The sequence below is a fragment of the Pseudotabrizicola formosa genome (assembly GCF_002900965.1).
Classification (GTDB): domain Bacteria; phylum Pseudomonadota; class Alphaproteobacteria; order Rhodobacterales; family Rhodobacteraceae; genus Pseudotabrizicola; species Pseudotabrizicola formosa.
The window spans coordinates 1,263,066-1,277,681 of record NZ_PJOM01000002.1; the positions used below are offsets into that span (position 1 = coordinate 1,263,066).

Annotated in this window: 15 protein-coding genes; 7 read left to right on the forward strand and 8 right to left on the reverse strand. The window is 63.8% G+C overall.

Going from position 1 to position 14,616, the window contains the following annotated elements; all coding sequences use genetic code 11:
* Nucleotides 1-2: 2 nt before the first annotated feature.
* A complete protein-coding gene (locus CXR43_RS09990) occupies nucleotides 3-1,319 on the reverse strand; it encodes an NAD(P)-dependent oxidoreductase (RefSeq protein WP_103333795.1) in 1,317 nt (438 codons plus the stop codon).
* Nucleotides 1,320-1,570: 251 nt separating this feature from the next.
* Here CXR43_RS09990 and accB point away from each other — a divergent pair, with 251 nt between their 5' ends.
* The 3 genes from accB to aat are packed head-to-tail and all read left to right on the forward strand — an operon-like array spanning nucleotide 1,571 to nucleotide 4,177.
* Nucleotides 1,571-2,059, forward strand: a complete 489-nt coding sequence (gene accB, locus CXR43_RS09995) for an acetyl-CoA carboxylase biotin carboxyl carrier protein (protein ID WP_103333796.1) — start codon at nucleotides 1,571-1,573, stop codon at nucleotides 2,057-2,059.
* A 5-nt stretch (nucleotides 2,060-2,064) separates the two neighbouring features.
* On the forward strand, nucleotides 2,065-3,414 hold the full coding sequence (gene accC, locus CXR43_RS10000; protein ID WP_103333797.1) for an acetyl-CoA carboxylase biotin carboxylase subunit: 1,350 nt from the start codon (nucleotides 2,065-2,067) through the stop codon (nucleotides 3,412-3,414).
* 55 nt (nucleotides 3,415-3,469) lie between these two features.
* Nucleotides 3,470-4,177 (forward strand): leucyl/phenylalanyl-tRNA--protein transferase, encoded by a 708-nt coding sequence (gene aat, locus CXR43_RS10005; RefSeq protein WP_103334178.1) that lies wholly within the window; start codon nucleotides 3,470-3,472, stop codon nucleotides 4,175-4,177.
* Here the strand turns inward: aat and CXR43_RS10010 are convergent.
* From CXR43_RS10010 to CXR43_RS10030, 5 genes are all read right to left on the reverse strand, one after another.
* A complete protein-coding gene (locus CXR43_RS10010) occupies nucleotides 4,072-4,500 on the reverse strand; it encodes a DUF2155 domain-containing protein (RefSeq protein ID WP_103333798.1) in 429 nt (142 codons plus the stop codon). The genes aat and CXR43_RS10010 overlap by 106 nt on opposite strands.
* On the reverse strand, nucleotides 4,497-4,964 hold the full coding sequence (gene mlaD, locus CXR43_RS10015; RefSeq protein WP_103333799.1) for an outer membrane lipid asymmetry maintenance protein MlaD: 468 nt from the start codon (nucleotides 4,962-4,964) through the stop codon (nucleotides 4,497-4,499). The genes CXR43_RS10010 and mlaD overlap by 4 nt, the downstream gene beginning before the upstream one ends.
* Nucleotides 4,964-5,338: an NADH:ubiquinone oxidoreductase subunit NDUFA12 gene (locus tag CXR43_RS10020; protein ID WP_103333800.1), complete on the reverse strand. Its 375-nt coding sequence runs from the start codon at nucleotides 5,336-5,338 to the stop codon at nucleotides 4,964-4,966. Before CXR43_RS10020 ends, mlaD begins: the two co-directional genes overlap by 1 nt.
* A gap of 210 nt (nucleotides 5,339-5,548) precedes the next feature.
* The gene (clpX, locus tag CXR43_RS10025) at nucleotides 5,549-6,814 is read right to left on the reverse strand and encodes an ATP-dependent Clp protease ATP-binding subunit ClpX (RefSeq protein ID WP_103333801.1); all 1,266 of its coding nucleotides are present in this window, start codon (nucleotides 6,812-6,814) and stop codon (nucleotides 5,549-5,551) included.
* 97 nt (nucleotides 6,815-6,911) lie between these two features.
* Nucleotides 6,912-7,544 carry an ATP-dependent Clp protease proteolytic subunit gene (locus CXR43_RS10030; protein WP_103333802.1) on the reverse strand — a complete coding sequence of 211 codons (633 nt, stop codon included), beginning with the start codon at nucleotides 7,542-7,544 and terminating at the stop codon, nucleotides 6,912-6,914.
* Between the two features lie 181 nt (nucleotides 7,545-7,725).
* Between CXR43_RS10030 and CXR43_RS10035 the strand changes: the two genes are divergently transcribed.
* The gene (locus CXR43_RS10035) at nucleotides 7,726-8,922 is read left to right on the forward strand and encodes an FAD-binding domain-containing protein (protein ID WP_246831331.1); all 1,197 of its coding nucleotides are present in this window, start codon (nucleotides 7,726-7,728) and stop codon (nucleotides 8,920-8,922) included.
* On the opposite strand, the gene CXR43_RS10040 is transcribed toward CXR43_RS10035, so the two are convergent.
* Nucleotides 8,919-9,548, reverse strand: coding sequence for a CDP-alcohol phosphatidyltransferase family protein (locus CXR43_RS10040; protein ID WP_103334179.1), 630 nt, complete (start codon nucleotides 9,546-9,548; stop codon nucleotides 8,919-8,921). The two genes, CXR43_RS10035 and CXR43_RS10040, sit on opposite strands and share 4 nt — an antisense overlap.
* A 209-nt stretch (nucleotides 9,549-9,757) precedes the next feature.
* Between CXR43_RS10040 and CXR43_RS10045 the strand changes: the two genes are divergently transcribed.
* Genes CXR43_RS10045 through CXR43_RS10055 form a run of 3 tightly spaced genes read left to right on the forward strand, consistent with a single transcriptional unit; the run spans nucleotide 9,758 to nucleotide 13,283 of the window.
* On the forward strand, nucleotides 9,758-10,963 hold the full coding sequence (locus CXR43_RS10045; protein WP_103333804.1) for an ABC transporter substrate-binding protein: 1,206 nt from the start codon (nucleotides 9,758-9,760) through the stop codon (nucleotides 10,961-10,963).
* Nucleotides 10,960-12,633 (forward strand): ABC transporter permease, encoded by a 1,674-nt coding sequence (locus CXR43_RS10050; protein WP_103333805.1) that lies wholly within the window; start codon nucleotides 10,960-10,962, stop codon nucleotides 12,631-12,633. The genes CXR43_RS10045 and CXR43_RS10050 overlap by 4 nt, the downstream gene beginning before the upstream one ends.
* Nucleotides 12,630-13,283: an ATP-binding cassette domain-containing protein gene (locus CXR43_RS10055; RefSeq protein WP_103333806.1), complete on the forward strand. Its 654-nt coding sequence runs from the start codon at nucleotides 12,630-12,632 to the stop codon at nucleotides 13,281-13,283. Before CXR43_RS10050 ends, CXR43_RS10055 begins: the two co-directional genes overlap by 4 nt.
* Here CXR43_RS10055 and CXR43_RS10060 read toward each other — a convergent pair.
* Nucleotides 13,280-14,602, reverse strand: a complete 1,323-nt coding sequence (locus CXR43_RS10060) for an ATP-binding protein (RefSeq protein WP_103333807.1) — start codon at nucleotides 14,600-14,602, stop codon at nucleotides 13,280-13,282. The genes CXR43_RS10055 and CXR43_RS10060 overlap by 4 nt on opposite strands.
* Between the last annotated feature and the right edge of the window lie 14 nt (nucleotides 14,603-14,616).

The following is a 14,616-nucleotide window of genomic DNA, read 5'->3' on the forward strand; positions in this document are numbered from 1 at the left end:
GCTTACCCCCTCAGAAACATGTGAATATCTTCTGCCGCGTCGCGCCCCTGCGCCACCGCCGTCACCGTCAGGTCTTCGCCGCCGCCGGTGCAATCGCCGCCAGCCCAGACCCGTGCGGGCAGTGCCGCGATCTTGCCGCCCTCCAGCGCCGCGCCGTCAGGCGCGCCGGTCAAGGTCTGGCCAATCGCCTTGAACACCTGATCGGCCTTCAGCCGGAAGGTCTCTCCGGTGGCTTTCAGCCCTTCGGGCGTGTCGGCCATATAGCCGAATTCCACCTCGCGCACCGCGCCATTGCCATGCACGGCCACCGGGGCCGCATTGCAGATGATGCGCACCCCTGCACTGGTGGCATGCTCCTGCTCATATGTGCTGGCGCCCATCTTCTCCTGCCCGCGGCGATAGACGATGGTCACATTTTCCGCCCCCAGCAGCTTGCTTTGCACGGCGGCGTCCACCGCCGTCATACCGCCGCCGATCACCACCACATCGCGGCCAATCGGCAGGGTGGTCAGGTCGGTGGTCTGACGCAGCTCGGCGATGAAATCGACCGCATCGGTGACGCCCGCCTTGTCCTCGCCACTTGCGCGCAGGGCGTTGACCCCACCCAAACCAATGCCCAGAAACACCGCGTCATGCAGTGCAAGCAACCCGTCGAGCGAGATGTCGCGGCCCAGTTCCACCCCGGTCTTTATCGTGATGCCGCCGATCTGCAGCAGCCAATCCACCTCCCTTCGCGCGAACCCGCCCGTCGTTTTATAGCTGGCAATGCCGTATTCGTTCAGCCCACCCGGTTTGGCGCGGCGTTCATAGACCACCACATCATGCCCGTGCAGCGCCAGCCGGTGCGCACAGGCCATCCCCGCAGGCCCCGCCCCCACCACGGCCACCGTTTTTCCGGTCGGGGCCGCGCGGGTGAACGGGTGCAACCCGCGCGCCATCGCCGTATCGGTGGCAAAGCGTTGCAGCCGCCCGATTTCCACCGGCTTGCCTTCCGCCACCTCGCGCACGCAGACCTCTTCGCACAGCGTCTCGGTCGGGCAGACCCGGGCGCACATGCCGCCAAGAATGTTCTGGGTCCAGATCGTGGTCGCCGCAGACTCGGCCGTGCCGGTGGCGATCTGGCGGATGAACAGCGGAATGTCGATACTGGTGGGGCACGCCGTGACACAAGGCGCGTCGTGGCAGAAATAGCAGCGGTCCGCGGCCACCAGCGCCTCATGCGCATCCAGCGGCGGCGTGTGGTCGGCAAAGTTCCGGGCGATCCGGTCGGCTGGCAGACGGCTGGGCACAATGCCGGGCGTCAGCGGGCTGTTGGTCATGGGCGGTCGTCTCCCCTTTTTGGTTGTTCTTTGGAAAAAAGCTGGCACAGGTCCATTTTTTTATCAAACGGTAAATTTTGGCGCGCAGCAAAATTCCGGGACTTGCGCGCCAGACTGCCCAAAAATTGCGCAACCGAATGGGTGCTTTTCTCGCCGGAAAACGCGGGCTATAAGCGGACAGCCCCGACACCCGGCCCTTGCGCCCGGACAGATCGGTCACCAACTGGCACAAAAGCCAACCAGAGGACGGCATGAGCAAACATTCCCCCGACGCAGATGTGGCCTTTATCTCGGCCCTTGCAGAACTTCTGAACAAGAACGAGCTGACCGAGCTGAGCGTGAAGCGCGAATATGGCGAAGACGACAGTCTTGAGGTGCGTGTGGTCAAGCAGGCCAATATCGTGACCACGCAGGTGGCTGGCCCCGCCCCGGTCTATGCCGCAGCCCCTCCCACCGCCGCAGCCCCCGCAGCCGCACCGGCGGCGATGGAAGACCCGGCCCAGCATCCGGGTGCGGTGACCTCGCCCATGGTCGGCACCTGCTATCTGGCCGCCGAACCCGGTGCCACGCCCTTCATCACCATCGGGGCCACCGTGGCCGAGGGTCAGACCGTGCTCATCATCGAAGCGATGAAGACCATGAACCATATTCCCGCCCCACGCGCCGGTACCATCAAGCGCATTCTGGTCGAGGATGGCACGCCCGTTGAATTCGGCGCACCGCTGTTGATCATCGAGTGACGCCGATGTTTGAAAAAATCCTGATCGCCAACCGGGGGGAAATCGCCCTGCGCGTGATCCGCGCCTGCCGCGAAATGGGGATCAAATCGGTCGCCGTCCATTCCACCGCCGATGCCGATGCCATGCATGTGCGGATGGCCGATGAGTCGATCTGCATCGGGCCTGCCGCCAGCACGGACAGTTATCTGAACAAGGCCGCGATCATTTCGGCCTGCGAGATCACGGGTGCCCAAGCCGTGCACCCGGGCTATGGCTTCCTGTCGGAAAACGCCAGTTTTGCACAGGCGTTGCAAGATCATGGCCTGACCTTCATCGGCCCAAATGCCGAACATATCCGCATCATGGGCGACAAGATCACCGCCAAGGTCACCGCGATGGAGCTGGGGATACCGGTTGTGCCGGGGTCCGATGGCGGGGTGGCCGATTTTGAAACAGCCATTGGCGTGGCCGAGAAAATCGGCTTTCCGGTCATCATCAAGGCGACCGCCGGGGGCGGCGGGCGCGGCATGAAGGTGGCCAAGAACGCAGCCGAGTTGGAGGTTGCCTTCCGCACCGCCCGGTCAGAGGCCAAGAACGCCTTTGGCAATGACGAAGTCTATATCGAGAAATACCTGCAAAAACCGCGCCATATCGAGATTCAGGTCTTTGGCGACGGCAAGGGCAACGCTGTGCATCTTGGGGAGCGTGACTGCAGCTTGCAGCGCCGCCACCAGAAGGTGTTTGAAGAGGCGCCCGGCCCGTCGATCACCCCCAAGATGCGGGCCGAGATTGGCAAGATCTGCGCGGATGCGGTCGCCAAGATCAATTACATCGGCGCAGGCACGGTTGAGTTCCTGTACGAAGACGGCAAGTTCTATTTCATCGAGATGAACACCCGCCTGCAGGTTGAACACCCGGTCACCGAATATATCTTCGGGGTTGACCTTGTGCGCGAACAGATCCGCGTCGCCTCTGGCCTGCCGATGTCGTTCACGCAAGACGAGCTGGAAATCAACGGCCATGCCATCGAGGTGCGGATCAACGCAGAAAAACTGCCGAACTTCTCGCCCTGCCCCGGCAAGGTCAAGATGTTCCACGCGCCGGGCGGCTTTGGCGTGCGGATGGACAGCGCGCTGTATTCCGGCTATTCGATCCCGCCCTATTACGACAGCCTGATCGGCAAGCTGATCGTGCATGGCCGTGACCGGCCCGAGGCGCTGGCGCGCCTGCGCCGCGCGCTTGGCGAGCTGATCATCGACGGCGTTGACACCAGCACCCCGCTGTTCGAAGCGCTGTTGAACGAGCCCGACATTCAAGCCGGGGATTACAACATTCACTGGCTGGAAAAATGGCTGGCAGCCCAGTTCGGCCAGTGATGAAAGGGGGCCAGCGGCCCCCTTTTCCACCCTGCCCGGTGCCAGGACAAGGATGATGCCTGTCCAGACCATAACCCCCGACATGCTGCTGCGCGCCTATGCCATGGGTGTGTTTCCGATGGCAGAGTCCGCCAGCGACCCGGAGATGCACTGGATCGACCCGCGCAGACGGGGCGTGTTTCCGCTCGATGGCTTCCATATCTCGCGCAGCCTGCACCGCGCTATTTTGCGCGACAGGTACCAGGTCACGGTCAACACCGATTTCGCGGGCGTATTGGCGGCCTGCGCCGACCGGCCGGAAACCTGGATCAACGACCGGCTGACCGAGCTTTACCAGACCCTGCACCGCCAGGGCCATGCCCACAGCCTGGAGGTGTGGGAGGGGGAAGACCTGATTGGCGGGGTTTACGGTGTGGTGCTGGGCGCGGCGTTCTTTGGCGAGTCGATGTTCTCGCGCCGCACGAATGCGTCAAAGATCGCGCTGGCCTGGCTGGTGCACCGGTTGCGCGCGGGTGGCTTCACCCTGTTTGACACCCAATTTCTGACGCCGCATCTGGCCAGCCTTGGCGCAAAGGAAATCTCGCGCGCGGCCTATCATGCGCGGCTGCAACACGCCCTTGGACGGGTGGCCCGCTTCGACCCGCCCGGCTATGCGCCCTATCCTTCGTTGATCTCTTCCAGCGGCGCGTCTGGGTCTTCCTCTGGTGCGGTCACATCGGGGGCCACAAAGCCCGAGTCGCAAGACAAGACCCAGATGTCATAGCGGTGATGGTCCATCGCCGACAGCGCCGGGCTGGAGGCCAGCATCCAACCGGAAAACACCGTGGTGCCCGCCGCAATATCCACCACCGTCAGATGCGCCTGCGCATCTGCGGCGGGGTTGTCGCGGGGATAGCGGCATTCGTCCAGTTGAACGCCCACACGACCCTGCTGGACCGATTGCCCGCGTGACAGGGCCAGATCCACCACCCGCCCGGTCACCTTGTCCAGCAACCGCAGAGTGCCGCCGGGGGCGGTTTCCATCTCTTGCGCGCCAGCCTGCAACGGGCAGATCAGAACAAGGGCCAAAGCCAGGATCCGGATCATTCCGCACCTCCTGCCGCATCAGACCCACCGCCGACGAATTTCATCAGCAAGGTGATCAGGCTGACCGCGCCTTGGGTGTCTTCGATCTCATCTCCGGGCGCGTAATTGTCCAGCGACCCGCCGGGCAGGATCTCGACAAAATTGCCGCCCAACAGCCCCTCGGAGGAAATCAGGATCGCAGAGTCATCGGGCAGCAGAATGTCGTTGCGCAATTGAATCGTGGCATCGGCAAAGAAGGTCTGCGGGTTCAGGCGCAGATCGCTGATGCTGCCCACTTTTATGCCAGCCAGGCGCACGTCAGAGCCCACACTGATTCCGTCCATCGCGCGAAAACTGGCCGTCAGCGGATAGGTCTCAGACCCGCGGGCCAGCAGACCGGCAGACTGAGCGGCATAGGCCATAAACCCGACCGCCACGGCCAGCACGGCCGCGCCTGCCAGTATTTCAGCCCGTTCCGACGCCATTATTCCGGCTGCCAGGCTTCGTAATCGGTGCGCGCCACGGGGGCCGTGCGCCGCAGAGACCCGGCAGGCGCATAGGCCCCCAGGGTTCCGGTCAGGTTTTCCTGATGCGGCTTTTCCCAGACCTTATGGGTCAGCGGAGCCTTGGTGGGCGGCTGATCCCAGGTGAAGTGCAGCCAGCCATGCCAGTCGGGCGAGACGCGGGTCGCCTCCATCTCACCATTGTAGATCACCCAGCGCTTCTTTGCATCGGCGGTCTGGTAATACAGGTTTCCCTGATCATCCTCGCCCACCTTTATGCCTTTGCGGGCCGTAAAGATCTGGGTGCCGATGGTCTGGCTGTTCCACCATGTGAGCAGGCGCTTGAGGAAATACATCGGGAGCCTCCGGTTGCTTGCCCCTGATATGGCCGAAAGGACGGGAAAGGTCTAGGGTCTGCAGACGACTGACGGGTGCCTTTGGCAGAGGGATGGGCGGGTTTAACGCGAAAAATCAGCCTTATGTTTCACACAGACTTTCTGCAAAAAAACCAAAAGCGCGGGAAAGGCCCCCCGCGCTTTTGTCAGCCCGATCGCGCCAGCCGACCTTTAGCCAGCGTTGGCCGTTTCTTTCTTTTTCGGTGCCTCGGTGTAAACCATGATCGGCTTGGCCCCGGCATTCACCGCCTCTTCCTTGACGACGACTTCCTGAACGCCCTCCATCCCCGGCAGTTCGAACATGGTGTCCAGCAGGATATCTTCCATGATCGAGCGCAGACCGCGTGCACCGGTCTTGCGCTTGATGGCCCGCTTGGCAATGGCAATCAGCGCATCGGGGGTAAAGGTCAGCTTGACGCCTTCGATGTCGAACAGGCGCTGATACTGTTTGACCAAGGCATTCTTCGGCTCGGTCAGGATGGTGACAAGCGCCGCTTCATCCAGATCGGTCAGGGTGGCCAGCACCGGCAGACGACCGACGAATTCCGGGATCAGCCCGAATTTCAGCAGGTCTTCCGGCTCCAGCTCCTTGAACAACTCGCCCACGCCGCGGCCATCCGGGTCTTTCACATCGGCCCCAAAGCCGATGCCCGACCCTTTGCCGCGCTGTGCGATGATCTTTTCCAGACCTGCAAAGGCCCCGCCGCAGATGAACAGAATGTTGGTGGTGTCCACTTGCAGGAATTCCTGCTGCGGATGCTTGCGCCCGCCCTGTGGCGGCACCGATGCCACGGTGCCTTCCATGATCTTCAACAACGCCTGCTGCACGCCCTCGCCACTCACATCGCGGGTGATCGACGGATTGTCGGACTTGCGGGTGATCTTGTCGACCTCGTCGATATAGACGATGCCACGCTGCGCACGCTCCACGTTATATTCAGAGGCTTGCAGCAATTTCAGGATGATGTTCTCGACATCCTCGCCAACATAGCCTGCCTCGGTCAAAGTTGTCGCATCGGCCATGGTGAAGGGCACATCCAGAATCCGTGCCAGCGTCTGGGCCAGCAGCGTCTTGCCGCAGCCGGTGGGGCCGATCAGCAGGATATTGGACTTTGACAGTTCGATATCGGACTTCGACGAATGGTTCAGCCGCTTGTAATGGTTGTGCACCGCAACTGACAGCACGCGCTTGGCATGGACCTGGCCGATAACGTAATCATCCAGCACCTTGCAGATATCGCGCGGCGCGGGCACCCCGTCGGTCGATTTCAGGCCAGTGGCCTTGGTCTCTTCGCGGATGATGTCCATGCACAGTTCCACGCATTCATCGCAGATGAACACTGTGGGCCCGGCAATCAGCTTTCGCACCTCGTGCTGGCTCTTGCCGCAGAAGGAACAGTAAAGCGTGTTCTTGCTGTCGCCGGAATTGTTCGCCATGGGTTTCCTCAAGCCTTGTCTGGATAAGTCTAGGCCAAGCCCGGACCCTCCACAATGTCAAATTGCCCCCCGGACCGAACGCCCGGAGGGCAAAGCGTCACTTCGATGTGTCGTCAAGCTTTTCGCGGTTGGCCACGATCTCGTCGACATGGCCCCATTCCTTGGCTTCTTCCGGGGTCATCCACTTGTCCCGCTCCATCGCGGCGCGGACCGTGTCGTAGTCCTGCCCGGTGTGGCGCATGTAAAGCTGATACATCCGCTCACGCGTCTGTTCGATGTGGCGGGCCGAAATCATGATATCCGCCGCCGTGCCCTGCATGCCGCCCGAAGGCTGGTGCACCAGGAATTCCGCGTTCGGAAGCGAGAAACGCTGCCCCTTGGCCCCACCCACGGCTATCACCGATCCCATCGACGCCGCCAACCCGCAGACCAGGGTCGAGACCTTGGGCCGGATGTATTGCATCGTGTCATAGATGCTCATCCCCGCCACAACCGACCCGCCGGGCGAGTTGATGTACATCGAGATTTCCTTCGACGGATTCTCGGCCTCAAGGTGCAGAAGCTGCGCCACCACCAGGGTGGACATGCCATCATGGACCGGCCCGTTCACGAAAATGATCCGCTCCTTGAGCAGGCGCGAGAAGATATCATAGGCACGCTCCCCCCGGCTGGTCTGTTCGACAACCATGGGGACAAGGTTATTCGTGAAGTAATCAACGGGATCGCGCATGGGGGGCCTGCCTCTTGGATGTCTGATCGGTGAATATCGGGCGGTGGTTGACAGAGTCTTAGTAGTGCGATGCGGGGGCTGCAAGGGCAGGTGGTGTTTTCCTCGGATCACCGGCTTGGTCAGCGGGCGCGCGCAGGCTTGATCACGCCGGTACCTGCACTACCTGTCGACGACAATGATGATGACCCCTCCCCCTGCAGCCGCAACGCGCGCCAGCGGCCTTGACCGGCTTGCACAATTTCTGCCGATGGCGGGCGAGGACTATGCAAAGCTGCGCAACCTGCACCGTCCGGGCCATGATCACGTCTCACGCCTGTCCCCCTATCTGCGGCACCGGCTGCTGACAGAGGCCGAGGTGATCGATCAGGCCCGCGCCCGGCATGGGGCGCATGCCGATGTGTTTGTGGCCGAAATCCTGTGGCGGGCCTATTGGAAAGGCTGGCTGGAAATGCGCCCTCAGGTCTGGCGCGAAACCCAGGCCGGGGTTTACGCCGGGCTGGCCAGGCTGGACCGCGACCGCGATCTTGCCCATACCTATGAGGCCGCCTGCGAAGGACGCACCGGGATTGACGGCTTTGATGACTGGGCCCGCGCGCTGACCGCCACGGGCTATCTGCACAATCACCAGCGGATGTGCTTTGCCTCGATCTGGATCTTCACCTTGCATCTGCCTTGGGAACTGGGGGCGGATTTCTTCTTGCGCCACCTGCTGGATGGCGATCCGGCCTCGAACACCCTGTCCTGGCGCTGGGTTGCGGGGCTGCACACCCCCGGCAAAGCCTATCTTGCCAAAGCCGAGGTGATCACATCGCTCAGCGATGGGGCACATTGGCCCAAAGGGCTTGCGGAACAGTCCTTTGCCGTTGCCGGCCCGTCAAACCCGGTGCCCGGCCCCTGCCCGCAGGGCGGCGCCTGGGACCGGCACCTGCCGACCGCCTTGCTGCTGCACGAAGAGGACCTGTCGCCCGACTGGTTGCTGACCTCTGGCCTGCGGCCGCAGTCCACGGCCTTTCTGGTGGCCCCGGATGCCCGCTCGCCCCGGCCCGTCTCGCCGCTGATCAAGACCTTCGTCCGCGGCGCGGTGGAAGATTGCAGCCGCCGTCTGGCACCGGATCTGTCCAGCCTGCACGGCCCGGTTCAGGGGCCGGGCGCGGTTGACGCGCTGGTCGCCTGGGCGCGGCAGAGCGCCGCCTTGCAGGTGGTAACGCCCTTTGCCCCGGTCGGCCCGGTGGCGGGGCTGCTGGCCTCGCTCGACAAACGGCTGGCGGCCGAGAATATCCGGCTGATCCGGGCGATGCGGCCCTATGATGCTTCCCTTTGGCCGCATGCCACACACGGGTTTTTCCGCTTTCATCAGGCCGCGCGCAGACTGGTCTAATCCCGCCCTGACGGCGCATCGAAAAAGGCACGGCGCGCCAGGACCACCCGCGCCAGAGCAGTGATCAGACACAGGCCGCCAAAGATCAGTGCGGCGGGCGCAAACAGCGACGGCATCAGGCAGATCAGCGCAAAGAAGGCGATGGTTTCCGTTCCCTCCAGCAGGCCAACCGCGTAATAGAGCGACTTTTCCCCCTGCTGGGTTGTGGTCATGCGGCGTTTGGCCGCGATGATGGCATAGCCCAGAAAACTGGCAGCATTTGTATAGAATGCGGCCAAAAGAAATGCGCCAGCCACGGCATTGGCCGCAGGGTCGCGGATGACAAAGGCCAGCGGAATCGCGGCATAAAAGACGAAATCACAGAAAATGTCGAAATAGCCGCCAAAGTCGGTCTTGAAGGTGGCCCGCGCCACGGCGCCATCCAGCCCATCCAGCAGCCGCCCTGTCAACAAAGGCAGCAGCGCCAGCCAGCCCGGAAGGCCCAGGGCCAGCATCACCGCCGCCACCAGCCCGGCCACAAGGCCCAGCAGCGTCACCCCATCCGCCGTCGCCCCGCGTGCGGCCAGCCAGCGGCCGGCCTTGTTCAGCGGGGGGTCGATCAACTGCCGCATGGTTCCGTCAAGCATGGTATGCACTCCGTCCTTGCCCTGTCGCCCCCTGCCTTCGGAACAAAGCATGCGATCGTTACATCGGGTAGCGCAACTGTGTCCGGGCGTCACGAAGACTTGTCTGCAAAGAATTTCACTTGCGTGCCCGGCCCTGCCCTGCCTATCCCGAAGCTGTATCCTGCGACACGCAGACCGGGCCGGATGAGGCCCTTCCAAAGGGGTTTTCCATGCACAGACGCCATTTCCTGATCACCGCCGCCGCCCTGCTGGCCCTGCCGGCGCAGGCACAGTCGCAGGCAGATTGGGACAATGTTCTGCAACAGGCCCGCGGCCAGACGGTCTATTGGCATGCCTGGGGCGGTGATCCGAAGATCAATGATTTCATCACCTTCGTTGGCGAACAGGCCGAGGCCCGCCATGGGGTGACAGTGGCGCATGTCAAACTTGCCTCCACCGCCGATGCGGTCGCGCGGGTGCTGAGCGAGCGCAACGCAGGTACCGTGGCCGGAGGGGCGGTTGACCTGATCTGGATCAATGGTGAGAATTTTGCCGCCATGAAGGATCAGGGCCTGCTGTTTGGCCCCTTTGCGGAAAATTTGCCGAACTGGCCGCTGGTGGATGTGGCCGGCAAGCCTGCCGTCGTCACTGATTTCACCCTGCCGACGATGGGGTACGAATCCCCCTGGGCGATGGCGCAGCTGGTGTTTGAATATGACAGCACCCGCCTGGCCGAACCGCCGCGCAGCCTTGCGGCGCTCAAGGACTGGATCCTTGCAAATCCGGGCCGCTTCACCTATCCGCAGCCGCCCGATTATCTGGGCACCACCTTTCTCAAGCAGGTGGCCTACGGCACGCTTTCTGATCCGTCGGTGATGCAGCTACCGCTGGATGAGGCCACCTATGAGGCGACCGTGGCGCCACTGTGGGCCTGGCTGGATGCCGTGACCCCGGCGCTGTGGCGCTCGGGTGCAGCCTATCCGCAGAACGAACCCGCGCTGGGACAGCTCTTGGCCGATGCCGAGGTGGACATCGGCTTTGCCCTGAACCCCGGCCGGGCGAGCGCCGAGATTGCGGCGGGCACTCTGGCAGAGACCGTGCGCACCTTCACCTTCGACAGCGGCACCATCGGCAACGCGTCTTTCGTCGCCATCCCGTTCAACGCCACGCATCAGGCAGGGGCGCAGGTGATTGCCAACCTGCTCCTCGACCCCGAGATCCAGGCCCGGGCGCAAGATCCGAATGTGATTGGATTCCAAACGGTTCTGGACCTTTCTTCACTTTCCGACGCCGACCGCGCACGGTTTGACGCGCTCGAACTTGGCCTGGCCACCCTGTCGCCCGAAGATCTGGGCCCTGCTTTGCTGGAACCGCATGCCAGCTGGATGGTGCGGATCGGGCAGGACTGGGTGGAACGCTACGGCGTTGCCCAATGATCACGGGCGGCCTGCTGCGGTGGGCCCCCCGCCTGACACTTGCCTTGCTGATCCTGCCGGTGGCGGCAGGTCTCTTGGGCACTCTGATTCCGGCTTTTGCCAATGATGCCAACGGGTTTCACGCCCTTCTTGATTGGCCCGGCCTGCGCCCTGCGGCCCTGCTCTCGCTGACCACCGGGGTCAGCGCTACGGCGATGTCGCTCGCGATCACGCTTGTGCTGGTGGCAAGCCTCTGGGGCACGCGGTTTTTCGGGCTGATCCAGCATGTGCTGGCCCCTTTGCTGTCGGTGCCGCATGCGGCCGCGGCGCTTGGGCTGGCCTTTCTGATCGCGCCATCGGGCTGGATTGTCCGGCTGTTGTCACCCTGGGCCACCGGATGGGAGCAACCACCCGATTTGCTGATCCTGAATGACCCATATGGTCTGTCACTGACGCTTGGACTGGTCACCAAAGAGGTGCCGTTTCTGTTTCTGATGGCCCTTGCCGCCTTGCCCCAGACCGATGGGGCGCGGCGGATGAATGTGGCGCAAAGTCTGGGCGCGGGGCGGATCGCGGCCTTTGTGATTTCTGTATTGCCAAGTCTTTACAGGCAATTGCGGCTGCCAGTTTACGCAGTTCTGGCCTATTCGATGACCGCTGTCGAAATGGCGATGATCCTTGGCCCAACGCGCCCCAACACGCTGTCGGCGCAGGTGGTGATCTGGATGGCCGACCCCACGCTGCGCTTTCAGGCCACGGCCGCTGCCGGGGCGGTGCTGCAGTTGGGGCTGGTGGTGCTTGCGCTGGCGGGTTGGCGGGGGCTGGAGCGTCTGGCACGCCGGGGGATGGTGTCGTTGGCACGGGCAGGTCTGCGCGCCCATGCGCTGGACGCCATCGCCCGCAGCCTTGCGATCGGTGCCGGAACGGTGACGGCGGGGGCGCTGGGTCTGGGTCTGGCGGGGCTGGCGACCTGGTCGGTGGCCGGGTTGTGGTCGTTCCCAGCAGCCCTGCCCGATACTCTGACGCTGACCACATGGGCGCGCGCTGCCCCCGATCTGGCGCGCACCGGGGCGCTGACGCTTGGCATCGCGGTGACCGCCACAACCCTGTCGCTGGCCCTGGTGCTCGCCTGTCTGGAGGCAGAACACCGCTATGCCCTCTCTCCCGACGCGCGGTCGCTTTGGGTGTTGTACCTGCCGCTTCTGGTGCCGCAGGTGGCCTTTTTGCCGGGCCTGCAATTTGCAGCCCTGCGCAGCGGGATCGAAGGGCATTGGCTGGCCGTGGCTGCCGCCCATCTGGTGTTTGTGCTGCCTTATGTCTTTTTGTCGCTGGCCCCAAGCTGGCGGGCGTGGGACACACGCCTGTCGGTGGCCGGGCTGTCGCTGGGGGCCACACCGGCGCGGGTGTTCTGGCGCTTGCGCCTGCCCGTGCTGCTGCGCCCGGTGCTGACGGCGGCAGCCGTGGGGATGGCTGTGTCGGTCGGACAATACTTGCCGACGCTGCTGATCGGTGGCGGGCGGGTCGAGACAGTGACGACCGAAGCTGTTGCCCTGTCATCCGGGGGCAATCGCAGGCTGATCGGCACCTATGCCCTGCTGCAGATGCTGCTGCCTGCCGCGGGGTTTGCCCTGGCTTTGCTGGTCCCTGCCTGGCTGTTTCGCAACCGGCGCGGTATGGCGGTGACGGCATGACCGGCACATTGCAGCTGAACGGACTGCGCATCACCACTGGCAGCAGGCTGGTGGTCAATCTGACCCGGCAGGTCGCCCCCGGCGACGTCCTGACGATCATGGGGCCTTCGGGATCTGGAAAGTCCACGGCACTTGCCGCGATGATGGGCACGCTCGCCCCAGCCTTCCGTGCAGAGGGGCAGATCCTGCTGGCCGGACGCGATATCACCACCCTGCCCCCGCACAAGCGCGGCGTCGGCCTGTTGTTTCAGGATGATGTGCTGTTTCCGCATCTGTCGGTGGGCGACAATCTGGCTTTTGCGCTGCCGCCATCGGTCAAGGGCCGGGCTGCGCGCCGGGCCGCAATCGATGCCGCGCTGGATCAGGCCGACCTGTCCGGCTTTGCGCCGCGCGATCCGGCCACCCTGTCAGGCGGTCAACGCGCCCGCGTGGCCTTGATGCGGACGCTGCTGGCCAGACCTTGTGCCCTGCTGCTGGACGAACCCTTCTCGCGTCTCGATGCATCATTGCGCGTGCAGATCCGCAACTTTGTGGTGTCGCGGATCCGGACCGAAGGGCTTCCCGCCATATTGGTCACCCATGACGCCGAGGATGCCCATGCCGCCGGGGGGCATGTTGTGACCCCGCTTGGCGAGGCGGTCACGCTTTAACGCGCCAGAAACAGGTCCGCCCGCAATCCGCCCAAGGCGTCCGACCGGCCCAGCATCAGCCGCCCGCCATGGCTGCGCGCCACATCGGCCGCAATCGACAGGCCCAGACCGACCCCACCGCCATGGTTGGGGTCGCGCGCGGCCCCAAGCCGGGCAAAGGGGGCCATCGCCGCCTCGCGCTGGGTTTCGGGAATCCCGGGGCCATTGTCTTCGACCACAAAGCGCACCCCCCTTTCGGTGGCAGACAGCGTGAGCCTGACCGAGGTGCCGTGGCGCAGCGCATTGCCGATCAGGTTTTCCACTGCCCGCTGCACCGCTTGCGGCCGCATGCGCATCTCGACCGGACCGGCAAGAAGCGACTCGTAGTCTATGCTCTGGCCAGAGCGTTCGGCGTTTTCGACGATCTGGCGGCCGATCTCGGCCGGGTCGGCGGCCACCGGCTCTTCCATCGCGTCGCCCCGGGCAAAGGCCAGAAACGCATCGACCAGCCGCTCCATCTCGCGCACATCCGACAGCAGGGCCGCTGTATCTTCATCCTCGGGCAGCATCGACAGACCTAGCCGCAACCGGGTGATCGGCGTGCGCAAGTCATGGCTGACGCCTGACAGCATCAAGGTGCGTGTCTCGATCGCCCGCTCGATCCGGGCGCGCATGTCCAGAAACGCCGCCCCGGCCGCCCGCACCTCCAACGCGCCGCGCGGGCGGTAAGGCACGGCATCCCCCTTGCCAAAAGCCGCCGCCGCCTCGGCCAATCGCTTGATGGGACGCAGCTGATTGCGCAGGAACATATAGGCGATCAATGTCATCAGAACCGAAGACAACATCATGATGACCAGCAACTGATGCGGGTTAGACGCCGACACCCGCGATCGCGGCAAGGACACCAGCATCGGGCCATGCCGCGTCTGTTCGGCCAAAAGCACGGTGCCCTTCCGGCTGGCCAGATCAATCGACAGAATATTCGGCAAGCGGTTGCGCAATTCCGTGATCACCGGCCCCGCCGTCAGATCGGCCCAGCCGCGCAGATCGGAGGCTGCAATTTCTGGGGTGGGCAGAACAACGGTCATCTCCACCGTCCGGGCAAGGGGCCGCACCGCGGCACGGGCGGCTTCGGGGCTGTCGGCCTGTTCCACCGCGTTGCGCAGCAGGGTCAGTTCGACCACCACGCCATGCACCAACTGCCGCGTGACCCCTTCGAAATGCCGCTGAATGAAGGCGACCGAGACGATCAACTGCACGGTAACGATCGGCACCACCAGAATCAGCGCGGCACGGCCGAACAGGCTGCGGGGCAAAAAGGGCTTGAGGCTGAGGCGCATGGCGTTAGCCTAGC